The sequence below is a fragment of the Nonomuraea maheshkhaliensis genome, from assembly GCF_039529435.1.
Lineage (GTDB): Bacteria > Actinomycetota > Actinomycetes > Streptosporangiales > Streptosporangiaceae > Nonomuraea > Nonomuraea maheshkhaliensis.
Genome location: NZ_BAAAMU010000128.1, coordinates 349 through 23,379 on the forward strand (window position 1 = coordinate 349; position 23,031 = coordinate 23,379).

Sequence of the window (23,031 nt, forward strand, 5' to 3'; positions counted from 1 at the left end):
GTGCCATCTCGCGCGTGCCATCTCGCGCGTGCCATCTCGCGCGTGCCATCTCGCGCGTGCCATCTCGCGCGCGCTGAACGACACCCGCCAGATCGGCTCAACGCTCATCGCCCGAGGCCTTGGCAGCGCCTGTCCGCATCGCCCGCGCCTTCCCGATGCTGACCACCACCAGGGGTTGAAGCCTGGGTATGTCTCGGCCGGCTCGTCGAGGGCCCAGGTCCAGTCCGGGCTGCCGGCGCCGCCGGGCATCGACCGGTCCCGTTCCCGGCCGCCGTGGCTGAGCCGGATGCGCGGTGTCCCCCGTGCGAGCTATGGCGAATGTCCACTGTGCGGGGACGTTTTCCGACCGCCGAATCCCTAGCATTTCCGGCGTAGCGGCGGAGCCACCGCCGCGGAGACCCACGTCAGGGAGCCGTCATGCGGTTGCCGAAACAGCTCGCTCCTGACGCGGGGATCGCTCATCACTAGCTTTGGGGTGGTCTGATGCGTATCGGGGTGTTCGTAGATGAGATGGGGCCGTCGCTGGAGGCGGTCGCCGATCAGGTCCAGGGCGCGGCCAAGGCGGGCTTCGCGGGGGCGTGGGTGGGGCAGCGCACCGGCCGGGACGCGCTGACCACCCTGGCGGTGGCCGGGAGCCGGACACCCGGGATCGAGCTCGGCACGGCGGTGGTGCCCACCTACCCCCGGCATCCCCTCGCCCTGGCCGCGCAGGCGCTGACCGTCCAGGAGGCCGTGGGCGGCCGGCTCAGCCTGGGCGTCGGAGTAAGCCACCGTCACATCGTCGAGGATCAGTACGGGTACTCCTTCGACCGGCCGGCCCGCCACCTTCGTGAGTATCTGTCGGTGCTGGTCCCGCTGCTGCGCGGGGAGAGCGTCTCCTACGGGGGCGAGACGCTCAAGGCCGTGGGCGCGGTCGACGTGGCGGCCGCCGCGCCGTCGGTGCTCGTCGGTGCGCTCGGCCCGGCGATGCTGCGGGTGGCCGGCGAGCTGGCCGACGGCACCATCACGACCTGGGCCACCGCGTCCGCGCTCGCCGATCACATCGTGCCGGAGATCACCAAGGCGGCGGGCGGGAGGACGCCTCGGGTGGTCGCCGGCACCGTCGTCTGCGTCACCTCCCGCGAGGACGAACGCCGGGCGTGGGTGGCCGAGAACTTCGGGATGGTCGGGCAACTGCCCATCTACCGCGCCATGCTCGACCGCGGTCACGCGGCGGGCCCCCAGGACACGGTGGTCATCGGCGATGAGACCGCTGTCGAGCGCGGGCTCCGCCGGTTGTTCGACGCCGGCGCGACCGAGCTCGTGGCGTTGCCTCTCGGCTCGGAAGAGGAACAGGCCCGGACCACCGCGCTCCTGGCCGACCTGGCCGGATAGAGCGCCGGATCAACGCATGCGAATCCGCCCGACAAGCGATGCCGGGTCACCGACCGACAGAACGGATGGGATCATGATGGATGACGAGCAGCCGGACCTCGGCACCGTCCAGGCGGCGCTGGGCGCCCGCGAGCGTCTGCGGCAGTGGGCGGACGGCGGCCAGGTGGTCGATCTGCTGCGGACGAGAAGGTCGAGGTCACCGTGGGGCGCAAGGAGGATTCTGCCGTCATCACCGTGTGCGACGACGGTGCCGGAATCGCGCCGCAGGACCGGGAGCGCGTCTTCGAGCGCTTCGCCCGGCTGGACGAGGGCCGGCGCAGGGAACCAGGAGGAACCGGGCTCGGCTTGGCCATCTCACGCGACATCGCCCACGCCCACAACGGAACCCTCACGATCGAAGATTCCCCGCGCGGGGCCCGGTTCGTCCTCCGGCTCCCCCTGGCGGGCAGCCGTTCGTGAACGCGGCCTGCCGGTGAGGACGACCCCACCAGCCGCCCCATGACAGCGGCTGGAAGGTGTCGCGCGAGCCGTCGGCGCGGCGGTCGGCCCCAAGGCCGGGACGGGTCAGGCGTCGTCGGTGCGCGGCGCGTCCATGTGGGTGACGAGGTTGATGCCGCCGTCGACGTTGATCACCTCACCGGTGACGAAGGGGGTCTTGGTGAGCGCCAGGACCACCGCCGCGACGTCGGACGGCTGCCCGAGCCGGCCCAGCGGTGTGATCGCCGCGGTGCGCGCCGCCCGCGCGGCGAGGCTGCCCGCGGTCAGCCGGGTCTGGAGCGGCCCAGGGGCGATCGCGTTCACCCGGACGTCCGGCCCCACGGCCTTGGCCAGCAGCCTCGTCAGGTGGTCGAGCGCGGCCTTGCTGACGGAGTAGGGGATCGAGCTGCCGAGGGGGCGCGAGCCGCCCACCGAGCTGATGTTGATGATCTGGCCGCCGGGCTCCATGACCTTCACGGCGGCGACGGAGACCTGCCACGTCCCGACGACGTTGACGCCGAGGATCCGGTGCCAGTCGTCGGCGGTGACCGCGTCCAGGTCGGCGTGGGGGACGGCACGCGACACCCCGGCGTTGTTCACCAGCAGGTCGAGCCGGCCGTGCCGCTCCACGGCCGTCTCCACCAGGCGCACGGCGTCGGAGGGATCGGCGATGTCGGCCTGGACGTAGCTCGCCCCCGGCAGCTCGGCCGCGAGCTTCTCACCGGCCTCGACCGAGGTGGCCGAGTTCACCACGACGGTGAAGCCGTCGGCCGCGAGCCCGCGGGCGATCCCTTCCCCGATCCCGGAGCTCGAACCCGTCACGATGGCGACACGTGGCGCGCTCATCGGGCGGCCCCCTCGGCGACGGGCGCCTTCACCGCGTTCACGATCGCTCGGCTTCCGCTGGCGAGGATCGAGGTGTCGTTGCTGACCACCACGTAGTCGTAGCCCCGGTCCAGCGCGGCCCTGGCCTGGTCGCTCGTGGCGGACGCGGTGCCGATGGGAACACCCGCCGAGGCGGGGGCCGACAGCGCGTCCGTGATGAGCCGGTCCACCTCGTCGCTTCCCGCCGCGACGCCCATCGACATCGACAGGTCGGCCGGCCCGACGAACGCGGCGCCGATGCCGTCGAGGGCCAGGATCTCGCCCGCGTTCCTCATCGCCGCCTCGCTTTCGAGCTGGACGACGCACAGGACCTGCTCGTTGCCGTACGCGAGGTAGTCCGCCCGCGGCAGCAGCCCCCAGCGACCCGCTCGGCTGGTGCCGCCGGAGCCGCGGTCGCCGCGCGGCGGGAAGCAGGTGGCCCGCACGGCCGCCCGGGCCTGCTCGACCGTGTCGACGTGCGGCACGACCACACCGGCCGCGCCGGCGTCCAGGACCCGCTGGATCACGCTGAGGCCGTGGTCGGGCACCCTGACGAGCGGGTCCACCCCGAGGGCGCGGGCCATCGCGATGTGGGCCGAGGCGGCGCCCAGGTCCAGTGTCGTGTGCTCCAGGTCGATGACCACGAAGTCGAAGCCCGCGTAGGCCATGATCTCGACACTCTCGGGGCTGGAGAGCTTGATCCAGGTTCCGAGCGTGCCGCCGTTGATTGCGTCGCGTACAGGTGGCACGGCTCAGACCTCACTGGTGGTGTCGGGGGTGGAGGTCCAGAAGACCAGCCATTTGCCGAGCTGCACGACGACCGCGTGCAGGGCGATGCCGACGGCCGACAGCACGACGATCACCGCGAAGGTCCTGGCCACGTCCAGGGTGAAGTTGGTCGCCTGGATCAGGTAGCCCAGACCTTCTGAGCTGCCCACGAACTCCGCGACCACGGCGCCGGTCACGGACAGGATGACGGCGACCTCCAGTCCCGCGAAGATGTGCGGCAGCGCCGACGGGATCTGCAGGTGCCGCATGACCTGCATGCGGGACGCGCCGAAGGACCGGAGCATCTCGACCTGCTCGTAGGCGGCGGACCGGAAGCCCAGGACGGCGTTGATGAGGAGGGGGAAGAACGCGATCAGGGCGACGGTCAGCACCTTCGAGCTGATCCCGATGCCGAACCAGACGATCAGCAGCGGCGCCATGGCGACCTTGGGAATGGTCTGGGTCAGGATGAGCAGCGGGAAGAGCACGCGCTCCACCGTCCGGAACTGGGTGATGAGCACCGCGGAGACCAGTGCCGAGCCGACCGCGATGCCGAACCCGATCAGGATCTCCTTCAGGGTGACGAGCGAGTGGGTCACCAGGCTGCCGTCCTGGAAGCCGGCGACCAGGGACTCGGCGACCGCCGTGGGCGCGGGGACGAGGATGTTGGAGACGTCGAACAGCTCCACGACGACCTGCCAGACCACTAGCAGCCCGATGAACACCAGCACGCTGTAGGTGATCTCCGGTACTCGGCGGCGCCGGGATCGGACCGGGGTGTCCGAGCTCGCGGGCGCCTCCACGGCCACGGTCTGGCCGTCCGGGACGGCCGGCGCCCCTTGGTCGGCCGCGTGGCGCTTGGTGTGGGTGGACATCAGGTCTCCTAGTGGGCGCTGTGCTCGGAGTCGAGCAGCTTGCGGATCTTCAGCACGATCTCTCCGAACTCGGGCGTGTTGATGTTCTCGAGCCGTCGCGGCCGGGGGAGCGCGACCTCGACGACGTCCGCCAACCGGCCGGGTCGCGGGGTCATGACCACGACGCGGTCGGCGAGGAGCACCGCCTCGGGGATGCTGTGCGTCACGAACAGCACGGTCTTGCGGTCCTGGTCCCAGATCTTCAGCAGGTCCAGTCCCATCTGGTCGCGGGTCATCGCGTCGAGGGCGCCGAACGGCTCGTCCATGAGCAGGATGCGCGGGTCGTGCATTAAGGCGCGGCCGATCCCGACCCGCTGCTGCATCCCGCCGGACAGCTCGTTGGGGTACCGGTCGCCGAACTCCTCCAGGCCGAGCATCACCAGCAGCTCGTCGGCCTTCGTCTGGGTCGCGGCGTCCCGGGCGTGGTGCAGGTCCGGCGACGTCAGCAGGTTCTTGCGCACGGTCCGCCACGGCAGCAGCAGCGGCTGCTGGAAGACCATCCCGAGCTGGTTGCGGTGGGTGTCCTCCGAAGCTCCGAAGGCGACCTGGCCGGAGGTCTGGCGGGACAGGCCCATGATGATCCGCAGCAGTGTGCTCTTGCCGCAGCCGCTGGGGCCGACGATGGAGATGAACTCACCGGCTCGGACGCTGAGGGAGACGTCGTCGAGAGCCTGGACGGTCCCGCCGGACTTCGTCTGGTAGAGCATGGACACCGAGTCCAGGCGGATCACGTAGTCGGTGTCGGTACTGGTCGGCATGTCTGTCATTCCTCACCTGGTTCGAGCGCAGGCTGCCCGCGCCTCGGTTGTCGTGCGGGCAGCGATCAGTCGGTCCCCTCGGGCCACGTGCCGCCCATCTCCTTGGTCAGTCGCTTGCAGACGGCCTTCAACGCCGTGGCCTCCCGCGAGTCCAGCGCCTCCGGCAGCATCCGCTCGGTGCCGACGGCCGCGATCGTGGCGCAGATCCCGGTCGCCGCGAACACCGGCGCCGCGACGACGCAGATGCCGCGGTGGTTGACGTAGCTGCTCATGCCGGCCTGCCGGATCGCCTCGATACGACCGCGAGTCTCGGTGCGCTGGGGCTCGGGGAGGCTGCCGGTGAGCCGGTCGGCGTGGAACTGGTCGGGCAGGAAGGCCAGGAAGACCTTGGCCTGCGAGGAGTCCAAGGCGAGCTGCGAGCCCACGCGCACCGTCACCAGGGTGGGATGCTCGGCCTCCTCCACCAGCGAGACCACCGGGCCTGAGGTGCCCCACAGCGACAGCACGGTGCTGACCTTGATCTCTAGCGCGAGCTCGCGCATGTGGGCCGGCGCCTTCTGCATGATGCGCTGCTGTCCCAGCATGAAGCTGCCGAGCTGCAGGATCGACCGCCCTGGACGGACGAAGGCGGAGTCCTCCACGCGCTCGAGCAGGCCGGAGCTGATCATCGAGCTGAAGTAGCGGTGCACCGTGGTCCGGTTCAGACCGAGCCGGCGGGTGGTCTCCGCGACGGAGAGCTCCGGAGTCTCCGGACCGAACAGTCCGAGGATCTGCGCGGTCCGGCTCACCGCCTGGATGTCCTGCTCGCGAGCAGTCTCCGGCTTGTCGTCCTGGCGCTCCGTCATCGGCCCTCACAGTCCGTCATCGACCCTCACTGTCCATAAATAGTGCACGTTGGTTCGCAGTACGGACAGAGGGTAAGCGTGTCCTGCGTCTCACTGCAAGGTTTTCCTGGGGATTCGTGGAAGCGTTTTGCCGAATGCCGCCTATTGACAGACCGGATAGCGAACTCTCAGTCTGTAATGCGAACAGTGATGAGAGCACCGTCGCGCCTGGAGACTTCATGACTCAGACCCCCGCCATCGTCAAGCTGCTGAATGGCTGCGTTGACCTGCACTGCCATTCCGGCCCCAACCCGTTCCCTCGACGCATCGACCACGCCGAGGCCGGCAAGGACGGCGAGCGGCTCGGCATGCGGGGCGTGCTGGTGAAGTCCCACCACCACAACACCGTCATGGACCTGCTCTCGATGAGCGACCGGCTGGCGAAGATCAGCACACCGGTCTTCGGCGGCATCACCCTGAACAGCATGGTCGGCGGCATCAACCCGCAGGCGGTGGCGATGTCACTGCGCATGGGGGGCAAGGCCGTGTGGTTTCCGACGTTCTCGGCCGGCCGGCACATCGAGTGCCATCCGGAGGGCGTCGGCTTCCCCACGGCGACCGTCGAGGTGCCGTCGTCCCGGGTCGACATCCACCAGGAGGACGGCGAGCTCATCCCTGAGGTCTACGAGGTGCTCGACCTGGTGAAGGAGAGCGGCGCGATGGTGACCGGCGGTCACATGGAGACCGAGTCGATCACCCAGCTCTTCGCCGCGGCCAAGGACAAGGGCGTCACCCGGATGCTGCTCAACCATCCCGACTACGTCATCGGCGCGGACGAGGCGAAGTGCCGTGAGCTCGTCGGCTACGGAGCGTTCATCGAGCACGAGACCGGCTTCTACGACCCCGAGGGGACCAAGAAGTGGGACCCGAAGGTCCTCCTGGACTGGATCGAGCGGATCGGCCCCGAGCACACCGTGGTCGCCTCCGACCTCGGTCAGAAGGACCGGCCGCTGCCGGTGGACTCCTACATCCGCGTCGCGACCGCGCTGCTGGACCTCGGCCTGGACGAGAGGTCGCTGCGGCAGATCTTCTGCGACAACCCGGCCTTCCTGCTCGGCCTGGACGACTGAGCCGGCCTCCCGCCGCCGGCCCGCAAGACAAGCACACCCCCCTACGACTGATGAGGACAGACGATGACCACCCTGGCCACCCCGCCCGACGCGGAGTTCTCCTACCTCGGTACGGGCGATCCCGACGAGACGACCCCTGGCGGATCGTCGACGTGGTACTTCCGCGGGCACAACTTCGTGCTCGCCTACACGACGCTGGTCGCAGGCGACGTGCTGGAGCGGGCTGATCAGCCGGACGAGTACGTCGTGATCCTCCCCTACGAGGAGTGCAGCGTCGAGGTTCGCGCGTCGCGGGAGGCCGAGCCGGTCTCGGGCAAGGCGGTGGTGATGGTCCCGCCGGGCGGCAGCGCGATCGTCGGCGTCGCCGACTGCACCGTCGTGCGGCTGTTCAGCTCCCGGTCCACCGACCTGATGGACAAGGCGCGCAACCGGGATTCGTACGCGCAGCCGCACCCGAACACCAAGCCGTTCGAACCGTGGCCGGACCCGAAGGAGGGATATCGCATCCGGGCCTACCGGCTGGCCGACCTGGAGGTGACGCAGGACGCCATCCGCCCGGGCCAGATCGTGCGGTGCAGCACCTTCATGATCAACTTCCTGGCGCCCAGGATCGGCCCGCGTGACCCGAACACCCTTTCACCGCACGACCACGACGACTTCGAGCAGTGCTCGCTCGCCGTGGAGGGGGAGTACGTCCACCACCTGCGGACCCCGTGGTCCAAGCGTCGCACCGAGTGGCGCGACGACCGGCACCTGCGGTGCGGCAGTCCTTCGGTGGCCGTGATCCCTCCGCCCATGATCCACACCAGTGAAGCTGTTGGTTCGGGGACCAACCAGCTGATCGACATCTTCTGCCCGCCGCGTCTGGACTTCTCCCTGACGCCGGGCCGGGTGCTCAACGAAGACACCTACCCACTCCCCAACCAGTAAGAGGGCGGTTCCGTCGTGAAGACCAGACGAGCCATGAAAGTCGCGAGTGGTACGCTCGCCATCCTGTGCGCGACCGCGCTGCTGAGTGCGTGCGGTTCCGACAGCGAACCCGAGGCGGCCTCGGCCAAGTCCGGCGGGCTGACGCCGGTGTCGTTCGCGATGGCGTCCCCGAGCTGGAACGCCGGCTACGCGGTCATGGCCGTCGTGGAGGCCGAGGGCTTCTACGAACAGGAGGGTCTGAAGGTCACGACCAACCTGTTCCCCTCGGCCACCCAGGCGGCGCAGCAGGTCGCCGGCGGCGGAGCCGACCTCGGCCTCATGACGGTCGAGCCCGTGGCCATCGGGCACGACAAGGACCTGGACCTGGCCTACTTCAGCTCCTACTGGGCCAAGTGGATCTACAGCCTCCAGGTGCCGGACGGTTCGGCCGTGAAGAGCATCGCCGACCTGAAGGGCAGGAAGATCGGCGTCTCCGCGGTCGCGAGCTCCGGCGCGACGTTCGCCAGGACCGCGATCAAGCTCAACGGGATGGGCGAGAACGATGCCGCCCTGGTGCCGATCGGCGCCGGCGCCCAGCAGATCAACGCCATCAAGAGCGGCCAGGTCGATGTGCTGGCGCTCTGGGACATCCAGTACCAGATCGTCAAGAACGCCGGCGTCACCCTGACGCCGCTTCCGGTCAAGGAGACGGCGGACGCGTGGGGCGGCGGCTTCGCGGCGACCAGGAAGAACCTTGAGGCCAAGAAGGACGTCCTCGAACGGTTCGGCCGCGCGGTGGCGAAGGCGTTCGTCTTCGCCAAGGCCAACCCCGAGGCCGCGATCCGCGACCTGTGGAAGCTCCACCCGGAGACCCGCGGGTCGGAACCGGAGGAGAAGGCGCTGGCCGACGGGGTCAAGGTCCTCCAGGTCCGCCTGGAAGGACAGGGCTTCGACGACAAGAGCCTGGGCCGGATCGACGAGGCCGCGTTCACCCGTTCGCTCGACTTCATGGCCTCGGCCGGACTGATCAAGAAGTTCCCGGCGAAGGAGGTCTACACCGACGCGATGTTCAAGGCGTTCAACGACTTCTCCTACGACGACGTCATCAAGCAAGCAGAAAGCGCCGGCTGAATGAGGCTGGGGGTCGCGCTCGACCTGAGCTCCCAGGAGCCGGTCCGACCGCAGGTGGATCGCGCGGTGACGCTGCTCGCCCACGCGGAGCGGCACGGTTTCGGCTCCGCGTGGGTGGGCGAGAGCTATCACGCGGCCGCTCAGCCGTTCCACCTCCCGTCCGTCCTGATGGTCCTGGGACATCTGGCCGGACGGACGTCCCTGGCGCTGGGATCGGCGGTGCTGCTCCTGCGGGCGTACAGCCCGGAGAAGCTGGCCTACGAGGCCGCGCTGCTCGACCAGCTCTGCGGCGGGAAGCTCACCCTCGGCCTCGGGCTCGGGAGCCCGGAGGTCGCCCAGCGGGCCGGGCTGCCCGCGTCGGGTCCGGCCGGCGCGGCCTTCGACGCCGTGCTGAGGTCGCTGCGCGACGCCTGGTCCGCCGGTTCACCGGCGGCGATCCCGCCGCCGGTGCGGCCCGGCGGGCCCCGGATCCTGGTGGGCGGCAAGGTGGCCGCCTCGGCCCGCCGGGCCGCGACGCTCGCCGACGGCTTCTACGGCGCGACGAACTACCGTGACGACCTGCTGTTCAAGCAGTCGGCCGCCTACTGGTCCCATCGCGGCGGACAGCCGGGCAGGACCGGGGGACTGGTCGCCACCACCAGGTTCTGCGTCGTCCACGAGGACCCCGCCACCGCCCGCGAGCTCGCCGCGCGCCACCTGAAGGCCGCGACCGACTACTACACCGAGCGGGGCTCATGGATGGGTGCGGACGGCCCAGCCGAGCTCGAGCTCCCCATGGTGGGCACGCCCGACGAGATCGACGCGGCGATCGCCCGGTACGTCCGGGCGGGGGTCACGTCCGTCCAGCTGCGGGTCGCCCCCTTCGGCATGCCGCCGGAGGTCGCCCGCCACACGCTCGACCTCGTCGGGCGGCACGTCCTTCCGCACTGGCACGACACGACGACTTCCGACGCGATCACAGGCTCGGATGGGGAATGATCGATGATGACGAGACGGCTCAAGAGCTTGACCGGCCTGTTCGCAGGCATCCTCCTGGTGACCACGCTGAGCGCGTGCGGTTCTGAGGGGAGCGACCAGGCGGGCGGCGGCGGCCTCGACACCGTCACGTTCGCCCTGAGCGCGCCCAGCTGGAACGCCGGCTACACCACCTTGGTGGTCCCCGAGGCCGAGGGCTACTTCAAGGACGAGGGGCTCGACGTCAAGGTCAACCTGTTCCCCTCCGGCACGCAGTCGGCGCAGCAGCTGGCCGCCGGCGGCGCCGACATCGGACTGATGACCGGCGAGCCGGTCGCGATCGGTCACGCCAAGAACCTGGGCCTGGTCTACTTCGCGTCGTACTACCCGCACTGGATCTACAGCCTGGAGCTGCCCCAGGGCTCGGCCGTGAAGAGCGTCGCGGACCTGAAGGGCAAGAAGATCGGGGTGACCGCGGTGGCCAGCTCGGGCGGGACGTTCGCCAGGACCGCGATCAAGCTCAACGGGATGGGCGAGAACGATGCCGCCCTGGTGCCGATCGGCGCCGGCGCCCAGCAGATCAACGCCATCAAGAGCGGCCAGGTCGACGCGCTGGCCCTCTGGGACACCCAGTACGCGATCGTCGAGGACGCGGGGATCGCGCTCACCCCGTTGCCGGTGCCCCAGACCGCCGGCATCTGGGGCGGCGGGTTCGCCGCGACGCGGAAGACGATCGACGAGAAGAAGGACGTCCTGGAGCGGTTCGGCCGCGCCATCGCGAAGGGCTTCGCGTTCGCCCAGGCCAACCCCGAGGCCGCGATCCGCGACCTGTGGAAGCTCCACCCGGAGACCCGGGGCAGCGGACCGGAGGAGGACGCGATGGCCTCCCAGGTCAAGATCCTCAAGGTCCGGCTGGCCGACCAGGGGGTCGAGGACAAGAACTGGGGCCGGATCGATCCGAAGGCGGCGACCGGGATGGTCGAGTTCATGGCCTCCGCCGGGCTCGTGGACAAGGCGTTCCCGGCCACGGAGATCTACACGAGCGACCTTCTCAAGGCCATCAACGACTTCTCCTACGACGACATCCGCAAGCAAGCGAAGGACGCCTCCTAGAGATGGGGCAGGAAGTGGAGACGCTCCGATGAGCAGCTCATTCGTGTACGCGTCGGTCCGGACCCCGTTCGGCCGGTTCAACGGAGCCCTGGCCGACACGAGGACCGACGATCTGGCCGCGACCGCGCTGAAGGGACTTCTCGACCGCTCGCCCGGCCTGGATCCCTGCCTGGTCGATGACGTGTTCTGGGGCAACGCCAACGGCGCGGGCGAGGACAATCGCAACGTCGGCCGGATGGCCGTGCTGCTGGCGGGCATGCCCGTCTCGGTGACCGCCACCACGGTGAACCGGCTCTGCGGCTCGTCGCTGGACGCCGCCATGATGGCCTCCCGCATGATCGAGGTCGGCGACGCGGAGATCGCGATCGCCGGAGGCGTGGAGTCGATGACGCGGGCGCCGTGGGTCCTGCCGAAGCCGTCGCGCCGGTTCCCGGCGGGCGACGTCACCGCCGTCTCCACGACGCTGGGCTGGCGGCTGGTGAACGAGCGGATGCCCGCGGAGTGGACGGTCTCGCTGGGCGAGTGCAACGAGCAGCTGCAGGAGAAGTTCTCGATCTCGCGTGAGCGGCAGGACGAGTTCGGCGCCCGCTCGCACCGCCTCGCGGCTGAGGCGTGGGCGAAGGGCTTCTACGACGACCTCGTGGTGCCCGTCCCCGGCGCCGACCTGGTCCAGGACGAGAGCATCCGGGCCGGCACCTCGCTCGAGGCGCTGGCGAAGCTGAAGCCGGCGTTCCGGCCCGACGGGACGATCACCGCCGGCAACTGCTCGCCGTTGAACGACGGCGCGAGCGCGGTCCTGCTGGGCTCGGCGAGCGTTGCCGAGACCATCGGCCGTGACCCGGTCGCGCGGATCGCCGGTCGCGGCTGGTCGGCGCTGGAGCCGCAGCAGTTCGGCTACGCCCCGGTCGAGGCCGCCAACGGCGCGCTCGCGCGGGCGGGCATCTCCTGGGAGGACGTCGGCGCCGTCGAGCTGAACGAGGCGTTCGCCGTCCAGGTGATCGCCTGCGCCGACGCCTGGCTCAGGCTCGGGCTGCGGGACGCCGAGCTCGTCAACGCCAAGGGCGGGGCGATCGCCATCGGGCACCCGCTGGGCGCCTCGGGCGGGCGCGTCCTCGGGACCCTCGCGGCGCGGCTGGTGGAGTCCGGTGAACGATGGGGCGTGGCGGCCATCTGCATCGGTGTGGGTCAAGGATTGGCGGTCGTGCTGGAGAACGTGGCATGACGCTGCTCTGCACCTCTGTCGACGAGGCGGTCAGCGGCATCGCCGACGGCTCGACGGTGCTGGTCGGCGGCTTCGGCACGACCGGTATGCCGTTCGACCTGATCTACGCGTTGATCCGGCAGGGAGCGCGCGACCTTACCGTCGTGTCGAACAACGCGGGCAACGGGGACACCGGGCTCGCGGCGCTGCTCGCGGCCGGGCGGGTGCGCAAGGTCGTGTGCTCGTTCCCCCGGCAGACGGACTCCTGGGTCTTCGAGGAGCTGTACCGCGACGGGAAGATCGAGCTGGAGGTCGTGCCGCAGGGAAACCTGGCCGAGCGCATGCGCGCCGCCGGAGCCGGGATCGGCGGGTTCTACACCCGCACCGGAGCCGGGACCCTCCTCGCGGAGGGAAAGGAGACCCGCGAGATCGACGGCCGGACGTACGTCCTCGAACTGCCCATCGCCGCCGACGTCGCGCTCATCAAGGCCCACACCGCGGACACCCTCGGCAACCTCGTCTATCGCAAGACGGCACGCAACTTCAACCCCGTCATGGCGACGGCCGCGAAGACCACCGTCGTGCAGGTGCAGCACGTCGTCGAGCCGGGAGCGCTGGATCCCGAGGCCGTGGTCACCCCGGGCATCTACGTCGACCGGATCGTGCGGGTGCCGTCATGAGCATGGTGTCTTCGAGCATCGCCGAGCACACCGGCCGCGGCCCGCTCGGACGGGACGAGATGGCGCGGGTGCTCGCGCGCGACATTCCCCCCGGGGCGTACGTCAACCTCGGCATAGGTCAGCCCACCACCGTCGGCGACCACCTCCCCCCGGAGTCCGGGGTCATCCTGCACACCGAGAACGGCATGCTCGGCATGGGGCCGGCGGCGACGGGCGACGCGATCGATCCCGATCTGATCAACGCCGGCAAGTTCCCGGTGACCGAGCTGCCCGGCGCCGCGTACTTCCACCACGCCGACTCGTTCGCCATGATGCGCGGTGGCCACCTCGACCTGTGCGTCCTCGGCGCCTACCAGGTCTCGGCGGCGGGGGATCTGGCCAACTGGCACACCGGCGAGCCCGGCGCGATCCCGGCGGTCGGCGGGGCGATGGACCTGGCCGTGGGCGCCAAGCAGGTCTTCGTGCTGATGTCGCTGTTCACCAGGAAAGGCGAGCCGAAGCTCGTCAGGGAGTGCACGTATCCGCTCACCGCGCTGCGCTGCGTGAACCGGATCTATACCGACGTCGCCATGTTCGAGATCACCGGAGGGGACCAGGTCCTCGTCCGGGAGACGTGGGGGATCTCGTTCGACGAGCTCCGCTCGCGCCTCGACGTCCCGCTCGCCGCGGCGACACCATGAGGAGGTTGGAGAGCGACATGTCCACCAGGCACCAGTTCTACATCGGGGGTGCGTGGGTCGATCCGGCCACGCCGCGGACCCTGGGCGTCCTCGACCCCGCGACCGAGGAGACGTTCGCGGAGATCAGCCTCGGGACGGCCGAGGACGTCGACCGCGCGGTGGCGGCGGCGCGCGCGGCCTTCGCCACGTACTCGCAGGTCAGCGTGGAGCAGCGGCTGGAGTACCTGGAGCGGATCATCGCCGGTTTCCGGGCCCGGCTGCCCGAGATCGCCGAGACGATGACGCGCGAGATGGGGGCGCCGATCACGTTCTCGACGGAGCGCCAGGCCACGGTGGCGCTGTTCCACTTCGAGGAGGCGGCCCGCGTGCTCGCGGACTACCGCTTCGAGGAGGAGATGGGAGCCGGGATCGTGCGGCGCGAGCCGATCGGCGTCTGCGGTCTCATCACGCCGTGGAACTGGCCGCTGAACCAGGTCGCGTCGAAGGTGGCCCCCGCCCTGGCCACGGGATGCACCGTGGTGCTCAAGCCGAGCGAGATCGCGCCGCTCAGCGCCATGGTGCTGGCCGAGGTCATCCACGACGCCGGTCTGCCGCCCGGCGTGTTCAACCTGGTCAACGGTGACGGTCCCACGGTCGGCGAGGCCATCGCCGCGCATCCCGGCATCGACCTGGTCTCGCTCACCGGCTCGACCGGCGCCGGCATCAGGGTCTCCAAGCTCGCCGCCGACACGGTGAAGCGCGTCGCGCTGGAGCTCGGCGGCAAGTCGGCCAACATCATCCTGCCCGACGCGGACCTGGAGAGCGCGGTCGTCGCCGGGGTGCACGCGTGCTACACCAACGGCGGCCAGAACTGTCAGTCGCCCACGCGGATGCTCGTGCACCGCTCGCAGCGCGACGAGGCGTACGCCGCCGCGCGACGGGCGGTCGAGGAGGTCCGTCTCGGGGATCCGTTCGATCCGTCGACCACGATGGGGCCCGTGGTGAGCCAGGCTCAGCTGGAGAAGGTCACCGCGCTCGTGCGGTCGGGGATCGACGAGGGCGCGACGCTCGTGGCCGGCGGCCCGGAGCGCCCCGACGGGCTCGACAAGGGGTTCTACGTCCGCCCGACCGTGTTCGGCGACGTCACGCCGCAGATGCGGATCGCGCGCGAGGAGATCTTCGGCCCCGTGCTCTCGATCCTGCTCTACGAGAGCGAGGACGAGGCCGTCGAGATCGCGAACGACACGCCGTACGGGCTGGCGGGCTTCGTGCAGTCGAAGGACCCCGACCGCGCCCGCAGGGTCGCCAACCGCATCCGTGCGGGCCGTGTCTACCTCAACGGCGCTCCGTTCGACCGCAGCCTGCCGTTCGGCGGCTACAAGCAGTCAGGGAACGGACGAGAGTTCGGGCGGTTCGGCTTCGAGGAGTACCTTGAGGTCAAGGCCGTCCTCGGCTATCCGGGAGGACGGCATGTCTGACCACGGCGAGCGGCTGGCGGCCCTCCTGGACCGCGAGGAGCTCTTCGACCTGGTGCGGCGGGAACGCTTCGCCCGCGACCAGCGGCTCTTCGACGTGATGCGTGACTGCTTCCACGACGACGCCTACGTCAGGACCACGTGGTACGACGGACACGGCGGCGAGGCCTACGTCGAGGCGACGAAGAAGTGGATGGCGCGGACCGGCAACAGCAAGCACTGGGTCTTCCCCGCCTACGCCCGGGTCGAGGGCGACCGGGCGACCGTCGAGAGCCCGGCGAAGATCTTCAACCGGACCACGGTGGAGGGAGTGGAGGTCGACTTCCACGCCTACTGCCGCTTCTTCTCACGTGCCGTTCGGGAGGACGGGCGGTGGAAGCTGATGAGCTTCGAGGTCCTGCTGGAGCGCGACGAGCTGCGCCCCGTGTACGCGGGTGAGGCGCTCCCGGTGGACCTGGCCCAGCTCGCCGAGCTTCGGCCGTCCTACCGGTTCCTCGCCTGGATCCAGTCGACCCGCGGCGTGAAGGTGAGTCAGGACCTGCTCGGCGACGACCGGCGGGCCGAGCTCGACGCGTTCCACCAGGGGGAGACCGCCTGGCTCACCGGTGAGGGATAGGCAAGGGACAGCGGCCGGCGCCGCGGGCCCTGGCGTGCGAGAGCGCCCGCGGCTCGCGGGTGATCTTTGCTGACTTTCTCTGACATCGTCAGTAGAGTTGTCGCGCCGATGCGCCGAGCCACCCCTCGACCGCCATCAGGAGCGCCCGGATGTGTGCGATCCGACACCGGGCCGACACCGGGCCGTTGATCCGTGTTGCTGGGCGCCGCAGTGCTGCCGAAGACGCTTTCCACCCCCCAACAGAAGACCCGCAGGAGGTAGAGCCGTGAGCTCTGGCAAGAAGATCTGGTCGTCGGCCTTACTCGCCACAGCCATGCTGGCGGTCACCGCGGCCTGCGGCGGCGGCGAGAGCGGCGGAGGCGAGATCAAGCTGCGCTTCTCCTACTGGGGTGGCGACGCGCGCCAGAAGATGACCGACGCGGCGATCGCGAAGTTCGAGGCGAAGAACCCGGGCATCGATGTCGAGGCCGAGGTCTCCGACTTTCCCAGCTACTACGAAAGGCTGTCCACGCAGGTCGCGGGCAGGGACGCGCCCGACGTCATGACCCTGGAGATCCGCGGCCTGCGCGAGTACGCCGAACGCGGCACGCTGGCCGAGCTGGCCTCCAAGGTCGACACCTCCGAGATCGACGGCAAGGTGCTGGCCACCGGCGTCGTCGACGGCAAGCAGTACGCCATCCCCTCCGGGGTCAACGCCTACTCCATGGTGCTCAACCCGGCCCTGGTCGAGGGCGCCAAGGTCGCACTGCCCGACGACGCCACGTGGACCTGGAAGGACTTCGTCGAGCTGAGCTCCAAGGTCACCTCCGGCAGCGGCGGCAAGGTCACGGGCACGCAGCTGAACTGGAACCCCGCGTACCTGCAGATCTACGCCGCGCAGAAGGGTGAGAAGTTCTACGACGGCAACAAGCTCGGCGTGTCCCAGCAGACGATCAAGGACTGGATGGCCGTCGCGCAGGACCTGATCAAGACGAAGGGCTCACCCGACGCCGCCAAGAGCTCCGAACTGTACGACATCGGCATCGAACAGACGCTGATCGGCACCAACACCGGCGCGTCGATGATGATGTGGAGCAACGTTCTCGGCGCGGCCGCCAAGGCCTCGGGCCAGAACCTCGAACTGCTGCGGATGCCGAAGGCCGAGGGCGCCACGACCGGCGGCATGTTCCTGCAGCCGGCCATGCTCTACACCGCCTCCTCGAAGTCGGAGCACCCGGCCGAGGCCGCGAAGTTCATCGACTTCATGGTCAACTCCAGCGAGGCCGGTGAGATCGTCCTCAGCGACCGCGGCCTGCCGGCCAACTCCAAGGTGCTGACGGCGATCAGTGCCAAGCTGCCGCCCGCGGACCAGAAGACGATGGCGTTCGTGAACGAGATCCGTGACGAGCTGACCGATCCGCCCGCCGCCCCGCCGAGGGGCTCCAGTGCGATGGAGGACGTCATCAGGCGCTACGGCGAAGAGGTCGTCTTCGGCCGGATGACCCCCGACGAGGCGGCGCAGAAACTCATCACCGAGGCCAACGCCCTGCTCGCGGGCTGAGCGTCACGCCGGCCTTCTCAGCGGTGGCCGGCCGGATGCCGTCGTGCAGGCGGCGTCGGGTCAAGGACGAATGGGGCCTACGGGGTGTCGTGCCGGGCGGCGCGGCGGCGCTCGGTGAGCCGCCGGGCCTTGGCCGTGTTGCCGCAGTCGGCCATGCGGCACCAGCGGCGGGAGCCGTTGCGGCTCTGGTCGAGGAACAGCCACCCGCAGCCGCCCTCGTGCAGGGGGCAGCGGCGTACCCGGGTCAGGTCGGCCGTCCGCAGGACGTCGAGTGCGGCTTCGGCGACCCGGTCGGGTATCAGCATGGCGGATATCGTGCCGTAGGTGAGCCGCACCCGCGGCGGGTCGCCTCTGTCGAGCACCAGCGCGGCTCTGGCGGCTGCCCCGGCCCAGCGCTCGTGCAGTGCGACCAGCGCGGCCCCGGCCGCGATCGGATCCCCCTCGGCCGGGCCGCTCGCGTCGCCCGCCGGCCCGCCGTCGGCGGGCCGGATCGTTGCGAGCAGCACGACGTGCAGCCCTTCCCGGATGTCCCGTACCGCGGCCAGTCCCGCCTGCGCCGACGCGGGATCGTCGCGCCACGCCCGCTCGGCCCGATCGCGCTCCGCGTCGCTGATCAGGCCAGCCCTGGCCGTCCAGCGCAGCAATGCGGAGGTGCCGGACAGGGAGTCGTGGGGCGGCCCGCCGTCGAGCGGTGCACCTCGTTCGAGTGTGTTGACCAGATCGAGCGCCGGGTGCCCGCCGACCAGGGGAAGTCGTCCCGCGTCGAGTGACATGCCCATGAGGCTACCAGTCAAGTCGGGCAAGGGGGTTGCACGGTTCGGCGCGTTGGGCATCGGATCACCTGACCCTGGCGCTCTCGGGCAGGGGGTCGCCGGTCGTGGCCGACGTGATCTTCCGTCGGCTGGACACGACCGGTTCGGCCAGTACAATGGCGAACGCCACCAGGCTGAGCAGCGCCCCGGCCAGTGCCGTGCTGCGCACGCCAGGACCTGGCAGGAGCACGCTGCCGAGCAACGCGCCCGCCGTGATTCCCACATTGAACGCCGTGGAGGTAGCGGCGCTCGCCATGACGGACTCGCCCGGCGCGTACACGAGCACCCGCGACCCCAGTACGGCGGTCAGGCCCGCGAGTGTGAAGCCGGACAAGGAGATCGCGATGACGGCCCCGACCGGGGAGGCGCCGAACGCGTACTGCCCGGCGAGCGCCAGCGTCTGCAGGCCGACGAGCCCCGTCATGGTGATCCAGCCGTGGCGGTCGACGAGATAGCCGACCACGAACACCCCGGCCAGGCCCGCGATTCCGCGTGCCAGCAGAAGCGGGCCGATCGATGACTCGGTGAAGCCGCTGACGTCACTCAGGTACGGGCTGATGTAGGTGAACGCCGCGAACGCGCCGGTGACCGCGACCGCCGTCGTGGCCACGATCGACAGGTACCGGCCGCGGTCGGGCGCGCTGCCCCGGTCGGCCGCGCCCTGCCCGGCGGGCGCGTCGGGCAGGGCTGCCGCGATCGTGGCGAGGACGAGCAGGGCCAGGCCGCTGAGCGCGAGGAACGCGACCCGCCAGTTGGTCTGCTGGCCGAGCCACGTGCCGGCCGGGATGCCGGTCAGCGCGGCGCTGGATGCGCCGGCGTACAGGATGGACAGGGCCCGGCCGCGCACCTCGGCCCGGAAGAGGCCGGCGGCGGCCGGGGTCACGACGGCCCAGAACAGCGCCTGGCTCAGCGCGGTGACCATCCGGGCGCCCATGAGCAGCCAGTAGTTTCCCGCCATGGCCGACAGGCAGGTCGCCACGACGAAGATGGCTAACAGGACGCACAGCAGCCGCCGCCGGGGCAGCCGGCGAGTCAGCCGCGCGAGCGGCAGGGACACCAGCACGATGATCAGGCCGTATCCGGTGACCAGGAGCCCGACCGCTGACGGGCTGGTGCCGAGATCCTGGGCGATCTGGGGGAGCAGGCCGATGGGCAGCGACTCGGTGGTCACGTAGATGAACACGGCCAGGGTCAGGGCGGTCAGTGCGACGATCGCCGATCTGCTTCCGAAACGCTCTTGCACGTGGTCTCCTCAGCCGGTTAACCATCGTTTGGCATGACGAAGGTAGCTCTCTGGGGGTGAATAGCATGGATTTGCTGCTCAACGTCAGAGTAGACATGCATTTGCTACCAGTCAATGCGCTTTAGGCGGTACGATGACGGTACGGCTGACACGGGTGGGGTCGTGATCCTCAGCGGGCGCGTCGGTTCAGGAGCGGGCGCAGGGCCTTCTCGTACGCGTTGGCGTACGTCATCATTCCGAGGTCGCTCGGGTGCGAGCCGTCCACCAGTTCCTCGGGCCCGGGGAGCTCGTCGGCCGAGAGGTAGGAGAGACCTGCGACGCCGGAGCGCTGCAGGTTCTTGAAGGCCGTGCGCAGCGCGGTCGCGTTCTGGGCGTTGCGGGTACGGCGGAACTCGACGAACTGGCCGTCCCCGTACCGGCGGTCCTCGACCATCAGGATGGGCGTGTCGGGGCGGGCCGCGCGCAGGATGCGGACGAAGGGCTCCGCGCGTTCGGAGATCTGCTGCGGGTTCATGTTGGGGGAGCTGTCGACCACGTAGACGGACGCGTCGAGCTCGGTGAGCAGGTGGGCGATCTCGGGCTCCATCCGCGCGTTGCCGGAGAAGCCCAGGTTGACGGTGGGGACGTCGAAGCGGCGGCCCAGGAGCGCGGTGATGGACATGCCGGGCCTGGACGCCACGCCGCCCTGCATGATCGAGCTGCCGTAGAAGACGGCGGGCGGGGTGCTGCGCGGTGCGACCCCGAGGAACTTGGCGCCGGCCTGGACGCCGATCTCCAGCCGCTGCGGGCTGTTGTACAGCGGCAGGTAGGCGGTGTAGAGGCGCTCTCCCGGGTCGACCGCGATGCCCATCTGCTGGTCGACGTTCTGCGCCGTCGGATGCGTGTTGGCCAGCCAGGCGTCGTGTCCTTCCGGGGTGCGCGCGTACAGGTCCACGCCGCTGTGGCCGATGGCGGGCATGTGGTACATCGCGACGGTGGCCAGGCTGAGCCGGTAGCGGGCCCGGAAGATGGTCGAGTCGGTGACGAACCGGGTCAGGAGCCCCGAGGAGTTGCGGCTGCGCACCCAGACCTCGGGGGTCACGACGCCTTCGGCCCTGGCCGGAAGCCGGTCGTAGTAGGCCGCCGTGCCGGACCAGCCCTTGCCCTCGACGCCCCAGCGCGAGACGTCGTACCAGGCGATGTCGCCCTCGATGCTGGGCGTCACCTCGGCGAACTCAGTGGGCCACTCGGCGGGCCGGTGCGGGGCGGCGGCGTGCGCCGGCGTCGATAGCAGGCTGGGGACCGCGAGGGCGGCGCCGCCGGCGCCCGCGAGCCCGAAGAGATGACGTCGATTGACCAGGTGGTTGCCCATCGGTGCTCCCTTGTCGGAACGATGCTGTTCAGGGCTGAGGCCGGTCGGAGAGAGGCGCGGTCGGGGCAGGGTGGTCAAGCGTCGGCCCTGATGCGACGATGATCGGACCCGGCCTGACGGTCGCGGCCAGCCGTGGGACGGAGGAGTGGCGGTGGCGTCGTCGCGCCCCGCCCTGGTTCACCGGAAGGTCATGATTCTTCGGTGACTGTAAGAGCTGGTATACAAGTCGTCAATACCAATCCGTGGCCGTGGCGTAAAATACGGGAGAAGTGCGGGTGCCGCCATGAAGGGCCATGAAGAGGTTGAAGGGGGTGGACGTGAGCGACGCGGACGCTCCTCGCGGGCGCAAGCACAACATGGTCCGCGAGCGGATCATGAGCCTGCTCGAAGACCTCAACGTGGGAGATCCGATCCCGCCGGAGCGAGTGCTCGAAGAGGACTGCGGCGTCTCCCGGCTCACGGTGCGGCGCGCCGTCGACGACCTGGTCAGGGGCGGTCATCTCATCCGCAAGCAGGGCAGCGGCACCTACGTCGCACGGCCCACGATCACCCAGTCGCCGACGGCGTCGTCGTTCTCGATGGGACTGCGCAGGCGCGGCATCACGCCCTCGACCCGCGTCGTCGGCGTGGAGCGCTCCGACGCGGGCGTGCGCATGAGCTGGCGGCTGCAGATCGCGCCGTCCGACCCGATCGTGACGATTCGCCGGCTGCGGCTGGCCGACGGCGACCCGATCGCGCTCGCCACCACGACGCTCCCCGACGCGCTGGTGCCCGCCCTGCCCGCCGAGGAACTGGAGGAGAAGTCCCTCTACCGGTTGCTCTCCGAGCGGTACGGCCTGAAGGTGACGGCGGGCACGCAGACCATCGAGCCGACGGTGCTCAGCCAGGAGGAGTCGGCCGTGCTGGACGCGCCGCCGTACTCTCCCGCGTTCCTGTTCAGGACCGCGACCCGCACGTCGGACGGCGTCGCGATCGAGTTCACCCAGACGTTGTTCCGCGGCGACCGCTACATGATCACATCGGAGCTGGACCTGACGGCGACCCCTGAGGAGGACCTCGGCCACCCCCGCGGAGTGACACACTCCCTGGGCTGATTGGTCTACAAGAGGTATTGACACCTCGCGGCACAGATAACACCATTTCGTGCATCGTGACCTTGCGTCCCTTCCTGGGGCGCATCGATCCGAAGGCGGTCACTCATGCACAAGTCCCTGTTACGAGTCGCCGCGGGCGCGCTCTCCCTCGCACTCCTCATGTCCGGGTCGGCCTGCGGATCCGGCGGCGGCGACGACGCCGCGTCCGCGTCCGGCGGCACGGTGACCTGGTACACGCCGATGCCGGAGGAGCCCGCGCGGCGGCTGGCCGAGGCGTTCCAAGCCGAGTCGGGCATCGAGGTCGAGGTGCTGCGGCAGAGCGCCGGCGAGCTCCTGGCGCGGCTGAAGGCCGAGGCCGGCCGGCCCGCGGCCGACGTGATCGGCCTGGCCAGCGGGGACGCGGGACCGCTCGCCAAGGAGAAGCTGATCCGGTCGTTCAAGCCCGCTGCCGACGGCATCGACAAGCGGTTCCTCGACCCCCAGGGCTACTGGCACGCCAACGAGCTCATCCTGATGACCGTCGGCGTCAACGCCGATCGGTGGAAGGAGGAGACCGGCGGCGCCCCGCTCCCGACGACGTGGGACGAACTGCTGCGACCCGACCTGAAGGGCCAGCTCGTCATGCCGAACCCGACGCTGTCCGGCACCGGGTACACGTTCGTGGCGACGCAGATCTTCCGCCACGGCGACGAGGCGGGCGCGTGGAAGTTCCTCGACGAGTTCCACGAACTGATCGGCCAGTACACCGACAGCGGGGGAGCGCCGTCGCAACTGGTCGCCACCGGCGAGTACGCCGCCGGCGTCTCCTTCGCCCACGACCTGCTCAACGTGCGCGGGGCCGGGTTCCCCATCGAGCTCGTCTACCCCAAGCCCACCGGCGTCGTCATCTCCGGCAACGCGCTCGTCGAGAAGTCGCCGAACCCCCAGGGCGGCGAGAAGCTCGTCCAGTGGCTCCAGGGCAAGAAGGCGTCCCAGATGATCGTCGACCTCGTCCACTCCTACCCCGTGCGCAGCGACGTGGACCTGCCCGACGGCGCGCAGGGTCTCGCCGAGCTCGACCTGGTGGACTACGACCCGGTGCGCGCGGGCGAGATGCGCGACGCGGTGTCCAAGGAGTTCGCCAAGCGGTACGGGGTCTGATGCC

23 protein-coding genes are annotated in these 23,031 nt (G+C 70.0%); 15 read left to right on the plus strand and 8 right to left on the minus strand.

Annotation, left to right across the window (positions count from 1 at the left end; genetic code table 11):
• The first annotated feature begins 483 nt into the window (after positions 1-483).
• Positions 484-1,374 (plus strand): TIGR03564 family F420-dependent LLM class oxidoreductase, encoded by an 891-nt coding sequence (locus ABFX54_RS46485; protein WP_346113470.1) that lies wholly within the window; start codon positions 484-486, stop codon positions 1,372-1,374.
• 144 nt (positions 1,375-1,518) lie between these two features.
• The gene (locus ABFX54_RS46490; protein ID WP_428834647.1) at positions 1,519-1,833 is read left to right on the plus strand and encodes a sensor histidine kinase; all 315 of its coding nucleotides are present in this window, start codon (positions 1,519-1,521) and stop codon (positions 1,831-1,833) included.
• 105 nt (positions 1,834-1,938) lie between these two features.
• Here ABFX54_RS46490 and ABFX54_RS46495 read toward each other — a convergent pair whose 3' ends face one another.
• The 5 genes from ABFX54_RS46495 to ABFX54_RS46515 form a co-directional block, all read right to left on the minus strand.
• Positions 1,939-2,697: an SDR family NAD(P)-dependent oxidoreductase gene (locus ABFX54_RS46495; RefSeq protein WP_346113471.1), complete on the minus strand. Its 759-nt coding sequence runs from the start codon at positions 2,695-2,697 to the stop codon at positions 1,939-1,941.
• Positions 2,694-3,464 (minus strand): HpcH/HpaI aldolase family protein, encoded by a 771-nt coding sequence (locus tag ABFX54_RS46500; RefSeq protein WP_346113473.1) that lies wholly within the window; start codon positions 3,462-3,464, stop codon positions 2,694-2,696. The genes ABFX54_RS46495 and ABFX54_RS46500 overlap by 4 nt, the downstream gene beginning before the upstream one ends.
• 3 nt (positions 3,465-3,467) lie before the next feature.
• The gene (locus tag ABFX54_RS46505) at positions 3,468-4,358 is read right to left on the minus strand and encodes an ABC transporter permease (RefSeq protein WP_346113474.1); all 891 of its coding nucleotides are present in this window, start codon (positions 4,356-4,358) and stop codon (positions 3,468-3,470) included.
• Positions 4,359-4,366: 8 nt separating this feature from the next.
• Complete coding sequence (locus ABFX54_RS46510) at positions 4,367-5,155, minus strand: ABC transporter ATP-binding protein (protein WP_346113475.1); 789 nt, start codon at positions 5,153-5,155, stop codon at positions 4,367-4,369.
• Between the two features lie 65 nt (positions 5,156-5,220).
• Complete coding sequence (locus ABFX54_RS46515) at positions 5,221-6,000, minus strand: IclR family transcriptional regulator (protein WP_346113477.1); 780 nt, start codon at positions 5,998-6,000, stop codon at positions 5,221-5,223.
• Between the two features lie 218 nt (positions 6,001-6,218).
• Here ABFX54_RS46515 and ABFX54_RS46520 point away from each other — a divergent pair, with 218 nt between their 5' ends.
• The 11 genes from ABFX54_RS46520 to ABFX54_RS46570 all read left to right on the plus strand — a co-directional run bounded on the left by ABFX54_RS46520 (position 6,219) and on the right by ABFX54_RS46570 (position 17,387).
• Positions 6,219-7,109, plus strand: a complete 891-nt coding sequence (locus ABFX54_RS46520) for a DUF6282 family protein (protein ID WP_346113479.1) — start codon at positions 6,219-6,221, stop codon at positions 7,107-7,109.
• A gap of 63 nt (positions 7,110-7,172) precedes the next feature.
• Positions 7,173-8,039, plus strand: coding sequence for a cupin domain-containing protein (locus ABFX54_RS46525; protein ID WP_346113481.1), 867 nt, complete (start codon positions 7,173-7,175; stop codon positions 8,037-8,039).
• Between the two features lie 33 nt (positions 8,040-8,072).
• On the plus strand, positions 8,073-9,149 hold the full coding sequence (locus ABFX54_RS46530) for an ABC transporter substrate-binding protein (protein ID WP_346113483.1): 1,077 nt from the start codon (positions 8,073-8,075) through the stop codon (positions 9,147-9,149).
• Positions 9,150-10,127 carry an LLM class flavin-dependent oxidoreductase gene (locus ABFX54_RS46535; protein ID WP_346113485.1) on the plus strand — a complete coding sequence of 326 codons (978 nt, stop codon included), beginning with the start codon at positions 9,150-9,152 and terminating at the stop codon, positions 10,125-10,127.
• Positions 10,128-10,130: 3 nt separating this feature from the next.
• Positions 10,131-11,216 carry an ABC transporter substrate-binding protein gene (locus tag ABFX54_RS46540; protein ID WP_346113486.1) on the plus strand — a complete coding sequence of 362 codons (1,086 nt, stop codon included), beginning with the start codon at positions 10,131-10,133 and terminating at the stop codon, positions 11,214-11,216.
• Positions 11,217-11,244: 28 nt separating this feature from the next.
• Complete coding sequence (locus ABFX54_RS46545; RefSeq protein ID WP_346113487.1) at positions 11,245-12,438, plus strand: thiolase family protein; 1,194 nt, start codon at positions 11,245-11,247, stop codon at positions 12,436-12,438.
• The gene (locus ABFX54_RS46550; RefSeq protein ID WP_346113489.1) at positions 12,435-13,097 is read left to right on the plus strand and encodes a 3-oxoacid CoA-transferase subunit A; all 663 of its coding nucleotides are present in this window, start codon (positions 12,435-12,437) and stop codon (positions 13,095-13,097) included. Before ABFX54_RS46545 ends, ABFX54_RS46550 begins: the two co-directional genes overlap by 4 nt.
• On the plus strand, positions 13,094-13,777 hold the full coding sequence (locus ABFX54_RS46555) for a 3-oxoacid CoA-transferase subunit B (protein WP_346113490.1): 684 nt from the start codon (positions 13,094-13,096) through the stop codon (positions 13,775-13,777). The genes ABFX54_RS46550 and ABFX54_RS46555 overlap by 4 nt, the downstream gene beginning before the upstream one ends.
• A gap of 17 nt (positions 13,778-13,794) precedes the next feature.
• The gene (locus ABFX54_RS46560; protein WP_346113492.1) at positions 13,795-15,234 is read left to right on the plus strand and encodes an aldehyde dehydrogenase family protein; all 1,440 of its coding nucleotides are present in this window, start codon (positions 13,795-13,797) and stop codon (positions 15,232-15,234) included.
• Positions 15,227-15,847, plus strand: coding sequence for a nuclear transport factor 2 family protein (locus ABFX54_RS46565; RefSeq protein ID WP_346113493.1), 621 nt, complete (start codon positions 15,227-15,229; stop codon positions 15,845-15,847). The genes ABFX54_RS46560 and ABFX54_RS46565 overlap by 8 nt, the downstream gene beginning before the upstream one ends.
• A gap of 265 nt (positions 15,848-16,112) precedes the next feature.
• A complete protein-coding gene (locus tag ABFX54_RS46570; RefSeq protein ID WP_346113494.1) occupies positions 16,113-17,387 on the plus strand; it encodes an ABC transporter substrate-binding protein in 1,275 nt (424 codons plus the stop codon).
• A gap of 77 nt (positions 17,388-17,464) precedes the next feature.
• Here the strand turns inward: ABFX54_RS46570 and ABFX54_RS46575 are convergent, their stop codons facing one another.
• The 3 genes from ABFX54_RS46575 to ABFX54_RS46585 all read right to left on the minus strand — a co-directional run bounded on the left by ABFX54_RS46575 (position 17,465) and on the right by ABFX54_RS46585 (position 20,793).
• Complete coding sequence (locus ABFX54_RS46575) at positions 17,465-18,160, minus strand: CGNR zinc finger domain-containing protein (RefSeq protein WP_346113495.1); 696 nt, start codon at positions 18,158-18,160, stop codon at positions 17,465-17,467.
• Between the two features lie 64 nt (positions 18,161-18,224).
• Complete coding sequence (locus ABFX54_RS46580) at positions 18,225-19,442, minus strand: MFS transporter (RefSeq protein WP_346113496.1); 1,218 nt, start codon at positions 19,440-19,442, stop codon at positions 18,225-18,227.
• A 169-nt stretch (positions 19,443-19,611) separates the two neighbouring features.
• Positions 19,612-20,793, minus strand: coding sequence for an SGNH/GDSL hydrolase family protein (locus tag ABFX54_RS46585; protein WP_346113498.1), 1,182 nt, complete (start codon positions 20,791-20,793; stop codon positions 19,612-19,614).
• A 293-nt stretch (positions 20,794-21,086) separates the two neighbouring features.
• On the opposite strand from ABFX54_RS46585, the gene ABFX54_RS46590 reads away from it, so the two are divergent.
• Both ABFX54_RS46590 and ABFX54_RS46595 read left to right on the plus strand, forming a co-directional pair.
• The gene (locus ABFX54_RS46590; RefSeq protein ID WP_346113499.1) at positions 21,087-21,887 is read left to right on the plus strand and encodes a GntR family transcriptional regulator; all 801 of its coding nucleotides are present in this window, start codon (positions 21,087-21,089) and stop codon (positions 21,885-21,887) included.
• Positions 21,888-21,992: 105 nt separating this feature from the next.
• Positions 21,993-23,027, plus strand: coding sequence for an extracellular solute-binding protein (locus ABFX54_RS46595; protein ID WP_346113500.1), 1,035 nt, complete (start codon positions 21,993-21,995; stop codon positions 23,025-23,027).
• Positions 23,028-23,031: the final 4 nt, after the last annotated feature.

What these genes read in the sequence shown, in the direction of transcription:
- ABFX54_RS46555 (WP_346113490.1), top strand. Translation starts at nt 13,094, where the DNA reads ATGAGCATGGTGTCTTCGAGCATCGCCGAGCACACCGGCCGCGGCCCG.
- ABFX54_RS46595 (WP_346113500.1), top strand. Translation starts at nt 21,993, where the DNA reads ATGCACAAGTCCCTGTTACGAGTCGCCGCGGGCGCGCTCTCCCTCGCA.
- ABFX54_RS46525 (WP_346113481.1), top strand. Translation starts at nt 7,173, where the DNA reads ATGACCACCCTGGCCACCCCGCCCGACGCGGAGTTCTCCTACCTCGGT.
- ABFX54_RS46520 (WP_346113479.1), top strand. Translation starts at nt 6,219, where the DNA reads ATGACTCAGACCCCCGCCATCGTCAAGCTGCTGAATGGCTGCGTTGAC.
- ABFX54_RS46590 (WP_346113499.1), top strand. Translation starts at nt 21,087, where the DNA reads ATGAAGAGGTTGAAGGGGGTGGACGTGAGCGACGCGGACGCTCCTCGC.
- ABFX54_RS46545 (WP_346113487.1), top strand. Translation starts at nt 11,245, where the DNA reads ATGAGCAGCTCATTCGTGTACGCGTCGGTCCGGACCCCGTTCGGCCGG.
- ABFX54_RS46530 (WP_346113483.1), top strand. Translation starts at nt 8,073, where the DNA reads ATGAAAGTCGCGAGTGGTACGCTCGCCATCCTGTGCGCGACCGCGCTG.
- ABFX54_RS46550 (WP_346113489.1), top strand. Translation starts at nt 12,435, where the DNA reads ATGACGCTGCTCTGCACCTCTGTCGACGAGGCGGTCAGCGGCATCGCC.
- ABFX54_RS46495 (WP_346113471.1), bottom strand. Translation starts at nt 2,697, where the DNA reads ATGAGCGCGCCACGTGTCGCCATCGTGACGGGTTCGAGCTCCGGGATC.
- ABFX54_RS46585 (WP_346113498.1), bottom strand. Translation starts at nt 20,793, where the DNA reads ATGGGCAACCACCTGGTCAATCGACGTCATCTCTTCGGGCTCGCGGGC.
- ABFX54_RS46535 (WP_346113485.1), top strand. Translation starts at nt 9,150, where the DNA reads ATGAGGCTGGGGGTCGCGCTCGACCTGAGCTCCCAGGAGCCGGTCCGA.
- ABFX54_RS46565 (WP_346113493.1), top strand. Translation starts at nt 15,227, where the DNA reads ATGTCTGACCACGGCGAGCGGCTGGCGGCCCTCCTGGACCGCGAGGAG.
- ABFX54_RS46515 (WP_346113477.1), bottom strand. Translation starts at nt 6,000, where the DNA reads ATGACGGAGCGCCAGGACGACAAGCCGGAGACTGCTCGCGAGCAGGAC.
- ABFX54_RS46560 (WP_346113492.1), top strand. Translation starts at nt 13,795, where the DNA reads ATGTCCACCAGGCACCAGTTCTACATCGGGGGTGCGTGGGTCGATCCG.
- ABFX54_RS46540 (WP_346113486.1), top strand. Translation starts at nt 10,131, where the DNA reads ATGATGACGAGACGGCTCAAGAGCTTGACCGGCCTGTTCGCAGGCATC.
- ABFX54_RS46485 (WP_346113470.1), top strand. Translation starts at nt 484, where the DNA reads ATGCGTATCGGGGTGTTCGTAGATGAGATGGGGCCGTCGCTGGAGGCG.
- ABFX54_RS46505 (WP_346113474.1), bottom strand. Translation starts at nt 4,358, where the DNA reads ATGTCCACCCACACCAAGCGCCACGCGGCCGACCAAGGGGCGCCGGCC.
- ABFX54_RS46575 (WP_346113495.1), bottom strand. Translation starts at nt 18,160, where the DNA reads ATGTCACTCGACGCGGGACGACTTCCCCTGGTCGGCGGGCACCCGGCG.
- ABFX54_RS46510 (WP_346113475.1), bottom strand. Translation starts at nt 5,155, where the DNA reads ATGCCGACCAGTACCGACACCGACTACGTGATCCGCCTGGACTCGGTG.